General features: G+C 72.8%; 11 protein-coding genes. 8 read left to right on the forward strand and 3 right to left on the reverse strand.

All coding sequences use genetic code 11. The annotated features are described in order from the left end of the window. Window positions 1–570: 570 nt before the first annotated feature. From OG335_RS36980 to OG335_RS36990, 3 genes are all read left to right on the forward strand, one after another. Entirely contained in the window at window positions 571–774 is a 204-nt protein-coding gene (locus OG335_RS36980) for a cold-shock protein (protein ID WP_030918248.1), read from the forward strand. Between the two features lie 361 nt (window positions 775–1135). Then, window positions 1136–2725: a DEAD/DEAH box helicase gene (locus OG335_RS36985; protein ID WP_405009497.1), complete on the forward strand. Its 1590-nt coding sequence runs from the start codon at window positions 1136–1138 to the stop codon at window positions 2723–2725. Between the two features lie 163 nt (window positions 2726–2888). Further along, complete coding sequence (locus OG335_RS36990) at window positions 2889–3281, forward strand: CBS domain-containing protein (protein ID WP_405009496.1); 393 nt, start codon at window positions 2889–2891, stop codon at window positions 3279–3281. A gap of 660 nt (window positions 3282–3941) precedes the next feature. Here OG335_RS36990 and OG335_RS36995 read toward each other — a convergent pair. From OG335_RS36995 to OG335_RS37005, 3 genes are all read right to left on the reverse strand, one after another. After that, on the reverse strand, window positions 3942–5633 hold the full coding sequence (locus OG335_RS36995; protein WP_405015297.1) for a dolichyl-phosphate-mannose--protein mannosyltransferase: 1692 nt from the start codon (window positions 5631–5633) through the stop codon (window positions 3942–3944). 175 nt (window positions 5634–5808) lie between these two features. After that, window positions 5809–6216 carry a cellulase gene (locus OG335_RS37000; protein WP_405009495.1) on the reverse strand — a complete coding sequence of 136 codons (408 nt, stop codon included), beginning with the start codon at window positions 6214–6216 and terminating at the stop codon, window positions 5809–5811. Between the two features lie 11 nt (window positions 6217–6227). Continuing rightward, entirely contained in the window at window positions 6228–6752 is a 525-nt protein-coding gene (locus OG335_RS37005) for a SigE family RNA polymerase sigma factor (RefSeq protein ID WP_405009494.1), read from the reverse strand. A 536-nt stretch (window positions 6753–7288) separates the two neighbouring features. Between OG335_RS37005 and OG335_RS37010 the strand changes: the two genes are divergently transcribed. The 5 genes from OG335_RS37010 (at window position 7289) to OG335_RS37030 (ending at window position 11996) form a co-directional block, all read left to right on the forward strand. Further along, window positions 7289–7969: a GntR family transcriptional regulator gene (locus tag OG335_RS37010; protein ID WP_405009493.1), complete on the forward strand. Its 681-nt coding sequence runs from the start codon at window positions 7289–7291 to the stop codon at window positions 7967–7969. Window positions 7970–8570: 601 nt separating this feature from the next. Continuing rightward, complete coding sequence (locus tag OG335_RS37015; protein WP_405009492.1) at window positions 8571–9146, forward strand: VOC family protein; 576 nt, start codon at window positions 8571–8573, stop codon at window positions 9144–9146. Between the two features lie 13 nt (window positions 9147–9159). After that, a complete protein-coding gene (locus tag OG335_RS37020; RefSeq protein ID WP_405009491.1) occupies window positions 9160–10119 on the forward strand; it encodes a dihydrodipicolinate synthase family protein in 960 nt (319 codons plus the stop codon). 97 nt (window positions 10120–10216) lie between these two features. Continuing rightward, entirely contained in the window at window positions 10217–10756 is a 540-nt protein-coding gene (locus tag OG335_RS37025) for a flavin reductase family protein (protein ID WP_405009490.1), read from the forward strand. Window positions 10757–10784: 28 nt separating this feature from the next. Continuing rightward, window positions 10785–11996: an acyl-CoA dehydrogenase family protein gene (locus OG335_RS37030; protein ID WP_405009489.1), complete on the forward strand. Its 1212-nt coding sequence runs from the start codon at window positions 10785–10787 to the stop codon at window positions 11994–11996. The last annotated feature ends 17 nt before the right edge of the window (window positions 11997–12013 follow it).

Raw genomic sequence — 12013 nt, forward strand, 5'->3', positions numbered from 1 at the left:
GGGCCGGGGACCGGACGGCGACCCCGTCGCCGCACCTCTCCGTTCCCGACCGGGCGTCACCGACCGCTCCGTCGGAGGGTATGCACGGGGGTCGGCGCCTGTGCGCTGCCTTCCGGTACCCGGGTTTTCCCGGGCTTCCCGTGGTAGGGAGCGGTTCACTCCTGCACGCCTCGTGGCGGCCATGGGCCGGTCGGATCGGCACGAGATCCCATAATCAGGGCACCGACCCACATTCGCGACACCGCGCGCGGGCCACTTTCGGCCGGGCAGGAACCTGCCCTGTGATCGACAACTCCCCTGGGGGAGCGACCTGTTGTCCGTGGTGGCCCCGCGGCGTCATCGCCCCGGAAAGGGTGTCGGCAGTTCCGGGGGCCACACATCCCACTGCTGCGGGCCGGGACCTGCTAAAGTCTACGTAGTTGCAGTAGTGGTTCCCATGAACTTGTGTGCGCCTGCTGATGTGTCGCAGGCGCATTTCTGTTTCCCGGCTCTTCCCCGGGTGGGTCATCATCGCGGCACTCGGGGTTCGCACGGTGCGGACTTCGGACAGCCCCTTGAAGGAGATTTTTTATGGCTAATGGCACTGTGAAGTGGTTCAACGCGGAAAAGGGCTTCGGCTTCATCGAGCAGGAGGGTGGCGGCCCGGACGTCTTCGCCCACTACTCGAACATCAACGCCAACGGCTTCCGCGAGCTGCTCGAGGGCCAGAAGGTCGAGTTCGACGTCACGCAGGGCCAGAAGGGCCCGCAGGCCGAGAACATTCGTCCGCTGTAGTTTTCGCCAGGGCACCCGCCTGGCAACAGGGGCCCGCACCGCGTACACGTACGGTGCGGGTCCCTGTGCATTGCGCCCGACGCGCCCTTCCCGGCCGCCCGGGCCCCTTGGCTCCGCCACCGGTGCCGCCCCCACGCGAGACACACAGTGCCGCGTCCGGATCGGCGCCCTGCCGTGACATCTCACGGTTCGAGGCTCTTCGCTCCCGCACGTCGGTGAGCGCCGACCGTAGGTGACGTGCCGCACGGTTCTACCGTCCACGCCCCGCTCTTCACACTTCTGGCCCGTTCCTTGCGATCTCCGCCGGCGCCCACGCCGCGGAGTCCTCCTCGCGACGTGCCGCCCTGAGGAAGGTTTTCGCATGAACCGCTCCAGTCGCTCCTCGTACCAGAACGCCAACTCGCGCTCCGCCGGAGGCTCACGCGCCGGCGGCAGCGCCTACGGCTCCCGCTTCGGCAGTGGCAGTGGCAGTGGCTCGGGTTCCCGCTTCGGCGGTGGCTCGGGCTCCGGCTCCGGCTCCGGCTCGCGCTACGGCGGCGCATCGCGCTCCTCCGGTTCGTCCCGGCGTCAGGGCTCGTCCGTCCAGGGCGAGTTCGCGATGCCGGTGAGCACCACGCCGTCGCTGCCCGCCGTCGAGTCCTTCGACGAGCTGGACATGCCGAAGGCGCTGCTGCAGACGCTGACCCGGCAGGGCGTCACCTCGCCGTTCCCGATCCAGGCCGCGACGCTGCCGAACTCGCTGGCCGGCCGCGACGTCCTCGGGCGTGGCCGCACCGGCTCCGGCAAGACCATCGCCTTCGGCCTCGCCGTGCTGGCGCGTACCGCCGGTCAGCGGGCCGAGCCCCGCCGCCCGCTGGCCCTGGTGCTGGTGCCGACGCGCGAGCTGGCCCAGCAGGTCACCGAGGCCCTCACGCCCTACGCCCACGCGGTCCGGCTGCGCCTGGCGACCGTGGTCGGCGGGATGTCGATCGGCCGTCAGGCCCAGGCGCTGAACCGCGGTGCGGAGGTCGTGGTGGCCACGCCCGGCCGACTGAAGGACCTGATCCAGCGCGGTGACTGCCAGCTCGACGGGGTGGGCATCGCGGTGCTCGACGAGGCCGACCAGATGGCCGACATGGGCTTCCTGCCGCAGGTCACCGAGCTGCTCGAACAGGTCGCCACCGGCTGCCAGACGATGCTGTTCTCGGCCACCCTGGACCGCAACGTCGACCGGCTGGTGCGCCGCTTCCTGGAGGACCCGGTCACCCACTCCGTGGACCCGTCCGCCGCGACGGTCAGCACCATGGAGCACCACGTGCTGCACGTGCAGAACCGCGACAAGGACGCCGCGATCGCGCACATCGCCTCCCGCGAGGGCGGCGTGATCATGTTCACCGACACCAAGCACGGCGCCGACCGCCTGGTGCAGGACCTGCTCGCGAACGGCGTCAAGGCCGCGGCGCTGCACGGCGGCAAGTCCCAGCCGCAGCGCACCCGCACCCTGGAGCAGTTCCGCACCGGCCAGGTGACCGCGCTGATCGCGACCAACGTCGCCGCCCGCGGCATCCACGTCGACGGGCTCGACCTGGTCGTCAACCTCGACCCGCCGGCCGACCACAAGGACTACCTGCACCGCGGCGGACGCACCGCCCGGGCCGGCGAGTCCGGCCGGGTCGTCACCCTGGTGCTCCCCAACCAGCGGCGCGAGATGGCCCGGATGATGGCCACCGCCGGCATCACCCCGACCTCCGCCCAGGTGCACTCCAGCGACGAGGAGCTGGCCCGCATCACCGGCGCCCGCGTCCCCACCGGCGTGCCCGTCGTCGTCGCCGCCCCGGTGGTCGAGCGTCCCCGCCGCAGTGCCTCCGCCGGCCGCAACCGCCGCAGCCGGCCCTCCTTCACCGGCCGCACCCCGCAGACCGGCACCGGCTCCCGCAGCGCCGCACCGAGGCGCGACGCCCTCTCCGCCTGAGCACCGCGTGGGCCCGGCCCGATCCACGGGCCGGGCCCACGCAGGGCACCGAGCACCAGAAACCGGTTCCACGACGACGGCCCGCCGGACCACCCGCCCGCCAGTGCCCGCCCGCCAGTGCCGCCCGCCGGTCCCGGCGGGACCACCGCGAAGGAGCTCGCCCATGACCATCGTTCTCGAACAGCCCACTGCCACGGTCGGCGACCTGATGAAGCACCCGGAACTCCAGATCGGCGACGACGTCACGGTCGACACGGCGATGGACATCCTGCTGAGCTCCGGAGCGGACCACGCCCTGGTCCGTGACGAGGAGGGCCGCTGTGCCGGACTGCTGACCCGCCTGCACCTCGCGCCCTTCCAGGCCCGGTCCTGGTACACCGAGCGCACCCCGGTGCGCAACATCGTGCACGACCGCGCCCCGTTCGCGACCGTCGGCATGCCCGCCACCGTCGCGGCCGACGCCATGCGCTCCCGCGGCCTGGACACCTGGCCGGTCGTCGACGAGGACGGCCATGTCGTCGGCCTCATCAGCGCCTACGGCCTGTCCGAGAACTGATCGCGTCGCCCCGACGGGCACGGTCCCTCCGGCCGGCCCGGATGCGGCGGGCCTGATCCGCGAGGTCGCCCCGGACGAGGACCGTGCCGACCTCGGCACCGGGACGGCTGCCGGGCCCGGCGCTCGGCACGGTCGAACGGGCGCCGTCGAGCAGCGCCGGCCGGTGTCGGCTGATCCCGGCGGGCCCTGCGGAAGGCGCGGAGCCCGCCCGGGTCGGATGTCGGTGTCACGCCGTCCAGTACGTCCGCGCCTCTCACCGGTGTGAGAGGGCGAGATCCTGCCCTCCCCGGTGACCACCTCCAGGTCGGGAGGAAGCCCCGTCGAGCCTGCTCCGGGGTAGGTGGCGCGTGCCGTCCGCCCGCCGCGCCCGCGGGCCGGGCCCGGTCAGAGCAGGCTGCCGCACCACACGTTCCGGGCGAGCCATTCGTCGTGGCCGAACGCCGCCCGCCCGGTCCTCACGGGCTTCCCGGACCGTTCGCGCGAGGAGCGCACCTCCGGTGGAACGTCCGCCCGACACCCACAAGGGAGACCTTCCACGACCCGCGGCAGCGTGACCTTCGACGCCTTCCCCGCAGTCGACCAGGCTGACCGCGTTCCTCACGGACGGCCCGCCCGGCGGGGCCTGGCCCGACACCTGTCGAGCCGGTGGTGCGGCCGGGCTCAGACCCAGGTGGTGAACCACATCCGGGCGTGCCAGTCGGCGTACGGGATCGCCTGTCCGGTGTAGACCGGGAGGAAGTAGAGGAAGTTCACGACGATGAGCAGGACGAGTGTCCCGGCGGCCGTCACACCGCGTACGCGGCGCCGCTCGGACGCTCCCGGCGGGCCCAGCGCGGCCGCCAGCATCATCGTGACGGCCAGGCACAGGTAGGGCACGAGGACGACCGCGTAGAAGGAGAAGATCGTGCGGTCCTGGTACAGGAACCACGGCAGGTAGCCGGCGCCCACCGCGCAGAGGACGGCGCCGGCCCGCCAGTCGCGGCGGAGCGCCCACCGGTACAGCAGGTACACGAGGGCGGCGCAGGCCGACCACCACAGGAGCGGAGTTCCGAGCGCGAGGATCGACTGCGGGCAGTCGGCCGTGGCATGGCAGCCGTCCGTCCCGGGCTTCGCCGTCGTGTAGTGGAACAGCACGGGCCGCCCGAGGACCAGCCAGCTCCAGGGGTTCGACTGGTAGGTGTGCGGGCTGTGCAGCCCCACGTTGAACTGGTACACCCCGTACTCGTAGTGCCACAGGCTGCGGAGCGGGGCGGGGATCCACGACCAGGTGCCGCCGCGGCCGTCGGCCCAGTGGCGTCCGTAGGCGTGGTCGGAGAGGAACCAGCCGGTCCAGGTCGCCAGGTACGTCACGGCGGCGACCGGGCCGAGGGCCAGCAGCGACCCGCCGAGGTCCCTGCGCAGCACCGCACGGTAGGGACGGTGCGCCCCCGCCGCGCGGCGCGCGCCGACGTCCCACAGCAGGGTGAGGGCCGCGAAGAAGACGAGGAAGTACAGGCCGTTCCACTTGGTCGAGGCCGACAGTCCCAGGCAGACGCCGGCGGCGAGCCGCCAGGGGCGCACCCCCGTCCCGGCACGGTCGCCGGGGTGCCGGTCCGGGCGCGCTCGGCCGTCCCCGCCGGCCGGCAGGGCCGCCGCGAGCCGGGCCCGCGCACCGTCCCGGTCGACGAGCAGGCATCCGAACGCCGCCAGCACGAAGAACATGACGACGAGGTCGAGCAGGGCGGTGCGGCTCAGCACGAAGTGCAGGCCGTCCACCGCCATCAGTGCTCCGGCCACGCAGCCCAGGAGCGTCGAACGGAACAGGCGGCGTCCGATGCGGCACAGCATCAGCACCGACAGTGTGCCGAGGACGGCCGTCACGAAGCGCCAGCCGAACGGGGTGAGGCCGAACATCCACTCCCCGAGGGCGATCACCCACTTGCCCGCCGGCGGATGAGCGACGAAGGCCCCCGCGTCGGAGAGCGGGACCACCTGGGGACGGGCCAGGATCTGCGGGTCGGAGACCGTGCGGTCCGGCCAGCTGCTCTCGTAGCCGAGCCGCAGCAGGGACCAGGCGTCCTTGGCGTAGTACGTCTCGTCGAACACGACGGCCCGCGGGCTGCCCAGGTGCCGGAAGCGCAGCAGTCCGGCGAAGAGCGCGACCAGCAGCGGACCGCCCCAGCCCGACCACCGCGCCGGCAGGCCCGCCACTGCCGCGGGCAGCCGGGGCCCGCGGCACGTCCGCGACCCGGGCCCGGGAAACGGCACGACCAGGCGGTCGGTCACGGACGTCTGCGGGCGCTCGACGTGGCCGACGGTTCGCAGCCGCTCCTCCCAGGAGGTCGGCCGGCTCTCCGCCGGCTCGTGCGGCACGTCGACGGACGAGGGCGCGTTCTCATGCACCACGTGGTGACTCTCTGCTCGTGGACGACAGGACGTACGGGGACGCGACGGCGCACCGCCGACGGTCACGCGGACGCGGTCGGCGTGCGGCGGTGGTCATACGGGCCCGGTCGGCGTGCGGCGGTGAGGCGGGCCCGGCCGGCCCTCAGCCGGCGGGACTGCTCGAACCCGGCCGGGGCGCCGCCACCCCGGTGACCGAGATCCGGGTCGGCACGGTGGCCGGTCCGGGCGCCGACCGACGGAACGGCATCGGCGCGCCCTCGGCCGTGGACACGGGGCGGACCGTCGACGGCATCGGGGCGGACCCGGTGGAGGCGAGCGGACGGGGCTGCGGACCGCTCGGCCCGCCCTGGGTGAAGGCGCCGGTCAGGACCACCAGCCCGACCCCGAGCCCGGTCACGGCCAGCACCGACCCGGTGGCCGTCCAGGCCGTCCGGGCCCGCTGCCGGGCGCGGACGCCGACGCGCAGCCGGTCCCGGTGCCGGGCCTCGTACGGCGTGTCCTCCTGCCCGTCACGCATCATCCGTGCGAGTTCCTGCTCGAACTGATCCATGGTTCCCCTCCTCACACGACCGGCTCGACGGCCTCGGCCAGAAGCTTCCGCAACCGCGCGACGCCGCGCGCCGTGAGCGAACGGGCGGTACCCACCGGACACCGCAGCACCTCCGCGACGTACTGCTCGGGCAGGTCCTGGTAGTAGCGCAGCACCACCGCGGTCCGCTGCCGCACCGGCAGCAGCGCCAACATGGCCTCCAGCCGGGTCCGTTCGTCCACGGCGGCGGTCTCGTCGTCCACCCCGGGCGGGTCGGGCAGCCGGTCGACAGGGTGCTCGCCCCACCAGCGCCGCCGTGCCGAACGGGCCGCGGCCCGGGCCAGGATCGTGCGCACGTACGCCTCGGGGGCCTGCTCGGCGACCTTCGGCCAGACGAACCACAGCTTGACCAGTGACTCCTGCAGCAGATCCTCGGCCCGGTGGCGGTCCCCGCCGGTGAGCAGCCGCGCCAGGTGGAGCAGCGCCGACCACCGGTCCGCGACGAACCGGTCGAACGCGTCGGCCCGCGCCTGCCCCGTCAACGCCACCCCCTCCATCTCCCCTCGTCCCCCCGCGCCCGCGCCGGACCTGCCTGCGGTCCGGTCGGACCGCAGGGCGGTGCACGCGTCGTCGACCACGTACGCGCTGCCGCGCGACCGCGGACACGCCCTCACCCTTACCAAGGCACCGGCCCCCGCCCCGCTATGCACCTCCGCCCTGTGCCCTGGGTCACATCTGCCGCCCAGTGCCGTCCGGTGGCGTTCGTGCCCCCGTCCGGCGCCCCCGTCCCGGGACCGGCGGGCCGTCACCGTCCCCGCGAGCCGCCGCCCCCGCGCCGCCCTCCTCCCACCGCCGTGCGGTGCGGCTCCCGGCCACGTACGAGGGGTCAGTTGTCCCGCAGTGCAATGGCCTTGTGGAATCGTCGGCGCGCCCGCCCGCCGCAGGTGTCCCGCATCGGACGCTCGTCTACCGCACCGCCCCGCTCCCCGTGGTCGTTGCGTCATGACCGGGACACTGCTGTGATATGTCTGATAACATCTGGGCGCTGGCGGTGCTTGTGGAGCTGCCTAGAGGGGGGGCCAACGTGGCAGGTGTGAGCACGACCGGCGTACGCCGCGTGCAGCCACTGTCGGTGGTGGATCAGGTGACCAAGGAGATCCGGCGGTCCATCCTCGCCGGTGACCTGCCGCCCGGGCAGGAGTTCTCCCTGCGCGAGATCGCAGGCCGCCTCGGTGTCAGCATCATCCCCGTCCGCGAGTCCCTGCGTCACCTCGAAGGCCAGGGCCTCGTCATCACCGAGCGAGGGAAGAGCGCCACCGTCGCCCCGCTCAGCCACGACGACCTGCGCGCCGTCTACCGGCTGCGCCGGCAGATCGAACCGGAGCTCGTCGGACGGGCGTGCCTCCTGCTGACCGACCGCGACCATGCCCGGCTCATGTCCCACCTGGCCATCTTCGGCAACGAGCGCCTCGGACTCGACGAGATCTACGAAGTCCACCACGAGTTCCACCTCGACCTGCTGCGCCCGGCGGCCACCGACTGGGACCTCCGCATGCTCAACATGCTCTGGCACGCGGCCGAACGCTACGTCCGGCTCGCCTTCGGCGGCCGTGACAACGACCCCGACGAGCCCCACCGCCGGGAAGCCGCGCACGCGCAGCTCCTCGCCGCGGTGGCGGAACGCGATCCGGGCCGCGCCGCCCAGGCCGTCATGGTCCACCTCGACACGAACGAGCGGATCGCCCAGCAGGGCATCGCGGCCATCGCGGACTGACGGTTCCCTGCCCGCCGCCGCACCTGTTCGGTGCACCCGCGGCGTTCCTCCGGGCGCGCTGCGGCCGTGCTCTGAGCACGGGGCCCGGGGCCCGTGCGTCGCGATGCCGGTGATGCCGCCCGGCCCGGCGTGACGACCCCGCCCTCCCGCCGCGTGCGTGCACCCCTGCGGCACCTGCCCGCCCCACTCCTCCGCGCCGGCCGTCCGCCTCTCCTCCGCGCCGGCCGTCCGCCTCTCCTCCGCGCCGGCCGTCCGCCTCTCCGGAGCGCCGCTCCCGGCCGCGGGTGAGGGGGCCGCGGGGGCCTGCTGCCCGCGCCCGGGCCGGACGACGCCGGGGTCCGACTCCCCGAAGGCGTCCGTCGGCGACCACGTCTGTGCAGGTCACAGCCGTTCGGTCCACTGCTGCGCGCCGCGCCGACCGTCGGCGTTCGATGCCGTGCCGTCCTGCATGAAGGCCTCGATCCGGGGAAAGAACCCGCCCGGAGGGTTCCTGTTATCACATATCACCGCTAGGGTGAGGCGCACGACAGGCCATCGAAGCGCCCGGAGCGACATCGGCGCCGCCTGTCCGAGTCCGACGGAAGAGCCAGGGAGATCCGCCATGCCCGCGAGCCCGAAGTTCGCCCACGTCGTCTTCCAGACGGCCCAGCCGCAAGAGATGCGCGACTGGTACTGCACCGTCCTCGACGGCCACGTCGTCTACCGCGACGACGCCCTCTCGTTCATCACGTTCGACGAGGAACACCACCGGGTCGCCCTGATCCACCCGCCCGTCCCGCTGAAGCGCAGGACACCCGACACGGCCGCGATGCACCACGTCGCGTACACGTTCGACTCCATCGACGACCTGCTCGCCAGGTACGTCCTGCTGCGCGACCGGGGTGTGCTGCCCACGGTCTGCATCGCGCACGGCGTCACCACCTCGATGTACTACCGCGACCCCGACGGGAACATGGTCGAGATGCAGATCGACCGGTTCGCGGAGCCGGACGACGCCACCGCCTACATGAAGGGGCCGGAGTACGCGGCCGACTCCGTCGGGCCCTCCTTCGACCCGGAAGCACTGCTCGACGCCCGCTCCAACGGCGCCACGGCGGAGCAGCTCTCCGACCGCGCCTGGGCGCTCGACTCCCACCTGCCCGACCCGATGCCCATACTCATGGGCGGAGGCAACTGAGGGAAACAGACGCATGATTCGAGAGCAACGGACGGCCGACCGGCCGCCCGGCCTCCCCGCCGGTTCCTACGTGATGGGACTGACCCCGTTCAACCGGGACGGCGACCTCGACGAAGGCGCGCTCCGCGCCCACGTGCAGTGGATGGCCCGCGAGAACGTCGGCTTCTGGCCGGCGAGCCCCGCCACCGGCGAGGGCGCGCAGATGAGCGACACGGAGATCCTCCGGGTCGTGGAGATCGTGTCCGAGGAGGCGGCGGGCCGCAGCCCGGTGGTCGCGGGCAACCGGGAGTTCCCGACGGCGGCGCAGAACGTCCGCTTCGCCGCCGAGGCACAGGCGCGCGGCGCCGACGCCGTGCAGCTCTACCCGCCGACCCTGGGCCACTCGTTCTCCCCGACCGCCGGGATGCTCCGGCAGTTCTACGACGAGGTCCTCTCGGCGGTCGAGGTGCCGGTCGTCCTGTCCAGCAACTTCATGACCGGGTTCGAGGTGCCGGCGTCCGTCTTCGACCGGCCGCTGGCCGACCACCCCCACGTGGTCGGGATCTTCAAGCACCACCCCGACCAGCACAACGTCGCCGAGTTCGTCGCACGGTTCGCGCCGCGCACGACGGTGCTGACGATGACGCAGAAGCTGATGTTCTCCTTCGCGGCCGGGGCGGCCGGGGAGCTGGACAACCTGCAGAACGTGGCCCCGCGCCTGTGCCGCAGCCTTCACGACGCGCTGCACCGGGGAGACCTCTCCGCAGCGGGGGAGACCTACCGCACCGTGACCCGGCTGTGGAGCGGGATCTCCGGTTTCGCCGCCGAGTTCTCCGCGCCGCGGGTCGTCGTCTACAAGGCGATGCTGCGCATCCTGGGCCTTCCCGGGGGCCACGCCCGCAAGCCGTACCTCGAACTGGGCGAGGACGCCACCAAGGCCCTCGCCCTGATGATCGACGCTGTCGGCCTTCGAGACCTCGAAGGCCTGGGATGAGGCCGCACCGCACCGCGGCCGCCGGCGCGGTCGCGCCGCGACCGGCCGGCCGCCCGGTGGGACACGGGGACAGCAGGCCCACGCAGAGGAGCACATGATGACGACCGAGAGCCGCAGCGTTGCGCCGCAGGTCTTCCGCGACATGATGGCGGGCGTCTGCGCGCCGGTCACCGTGGTCACGACGGCCGGCGACGGAGGACCGGCGGGCGCGACGGTGAGTTCCTTCGCCTCGCTCTCGCTCGATCCGCCGCTCGTGACCGTGGCCTTCGACCGCGGATCGCGGGTCCTGGCGCAGATCCTCGCCGAGGGCCGGTTCGGTGTGAACCTGCTCGGCCACGCCCAGGCCGATCTCGCGATGCTGTTCGCCTCGCGCAACGTCGACCGGTTCGCACGGATCGACTGGCACCTCGACCACGGCCTGCCCCGCCTCGACGGGGCCGCCGGATGGCTCGAATGCGACCTGCACGAGGCGGTGGAGGGCGGTGACCACCTGCTCCTCCTCGGGCACGTCGTCGGCGCGAGCCGGGCGGAACTCCCCCCGCTCGTCTACGCGTACCGCACCTTCGGCACCCACTCCCGCTACGACGAGCGGCGCCGGCCGGCGATCACCGATTCCCTCGCCGCCCTGGCCCGCTGACGACCACCGATACGAGAAGGAACGCACCATGGCATCCGCAACCACCGAAGCGCCGACCGTAGGCACCGCACCCGGCACCGAGGAACTGGTGACCCGGATCAGGGAGCTCCACCCCCTGCTGGAGAGGAACGCGGCGCAGGGAGAGCAGGACCGCCGCGTGGTGGAGGAGAGCATTCAGGCCCTCACGGAGGCCGGCGTCTTCAGGATCGCCCAGCCCAAGCGGTACGGCGGCTACGAGATGCCGGTGCGCGCGCAGATCGAGGCGTCCGCAGCCGTCGCCGAGGCGGACGGCGGCACCGCGTGGGTCGTGACCCTCTGCAACCAGTGCGCCTGGATGACGGGGCTGTTCCCCGAGCAGGCCCAGGACGACGTCTGGAAGACCAACCCCGACGCCAAGATCTCCGGCGTCGTGACCCCGAGCTCGGAGTCCGTCAAGGTGGACGGCGGGTTCGTGGTGAACGGCCGCTGGTACTACAACTCCGGCTCCTGGCACGCCGACTGGGCGGTGCTCGGGATGCCGGTCGTGAACGAGGCCGGCGAGGCCGTCGACCACGGCATCGCGCTCATCCCGCGGGCCGACCTCGACTTCGAGGAGACGTGGTTCGTGGCCGGCATGAAGTCGTCGGGCTCCAACTGCCTCATCGCCAGGGACGTCTTCGTCCCCGACCACCGCATCATCTCGGCACCGAAGGCCTGGCAGGGCGAGGTGGCCACCGAGCACACCGACGAGGCGCTCTACCGCAGTGCCTTCACGCCGGTCCTGGCACTGGGCATCGCCGCCCCCCAGCTGGGCATGGGACGCAAGGTGCTCGACCTGGTGCGGGCGAAGGCGGCCGTCAAGCCGCTCACCTTCACCTTCTACCCGACGCAGGCGGACTCGCCGGTCTTCCGGCACCAGATCGCCGAGGCGGCGATGCTGATCGACACCGCCCACCTGCACGCCTACCGCGCCGTCGACGAGATCGACCGGGCCGCCCGCGAGGGCGATTTCCCCGACGAGCTCATGCGGGCCCGCGCGCGGGCCGACGCCGGCTGGGTGGTCGAGAACATCACCAAGGCGATCAACCTCCTGCTCTTCGCCCACGGTGCGGCCGGCTTCGCGGAGAACAACGTGATCCAGCGGCACTGGCGCGACTCGGCGGTGGCGGGCCGGCACGCGTACATCGTGCCCGGGGTGAGCCTGGAGATGTACGGCACGGCGATGCTGGCCCGCGACGCGAACATCACCCCGATGCTCTGAGGCCGCGCCCTCGCGCC

This window comes from Kitasatospora sp. NBC_01539, assembly GCF_045040525.1.
GTDB lineage: Bacteria > Actinomycetota > Actinomycetes > Streptomycetales > Streptomycetaceae > Kitasatospora.

Excerpts from the sequence above, each read along its gene's own strand:
- OG335_RS37005 (WP_405009494.1), bottom strand. The coding sequence starts at position 6,752 with ATGGAGGGGGTGGCGTTGACGGGGCAGGCGCGGGCCGACGCGTTCGAC.
- OG335_RS36985 (WP_405009497.1), top strand. The coding sequence starts at position 1,136 with ATGAACCGCTCCAGTCGCTCCTCGTACCAGAACGCCAACTCGCGCTCC.
- OG335_RS37020 (WP_405009491.1), top strand. The coding sequence starts at position 9,160 with ATGATTCGAGAGCAACGGACGGCCGACCGGCCGCCCGGCCTCCCCGCC.
- OG335_RS36980 (WP_030918248.1), top strand. The coding sequence starts at position 571 with ATGGCTAATGGCACTGTGAAGTGGTTCAACGCGGAAAAGGGCTTCGGC.
- OG335_RS37025 (WP_405009490.1), top strand. The coding sequence starts at position 10,217 with ATGACGACCGAGAGCCGCAGCGTTGCGCCGCAGGTCTTCCGCGACATG.
- OG335_RS37030 (WP_405009489.1), top strand. The coding sequence starts at position 10,785 with ATGGCATCCGCAACCACCGAAGCGCCGACCGTAGGCACCGCACCCGGC.
- OG335_RS36990 (WP_405009496.1), top strand. The coding sequence starts at position 2,889 with ATGACCATCGTTCTCGAACAGCCCACTGCCACGGTCGGCGACCTGATG.
- OG335_RS37000 (WP_405009495.1), bottom strand. The coding sequence starts at position 6,216 with ATGGATCAGTTCGAGCAGGAACTCGCACGGATGATGCGTGACGGGCAG.
- OG335_RS37015 (WP_405009492.1), top strand. The coding sequence starts at position 8,571 with ATGCCCGCGAGCCCGAAGTTCGCCCACGTCGTCTTCCAGACGGCCCAG.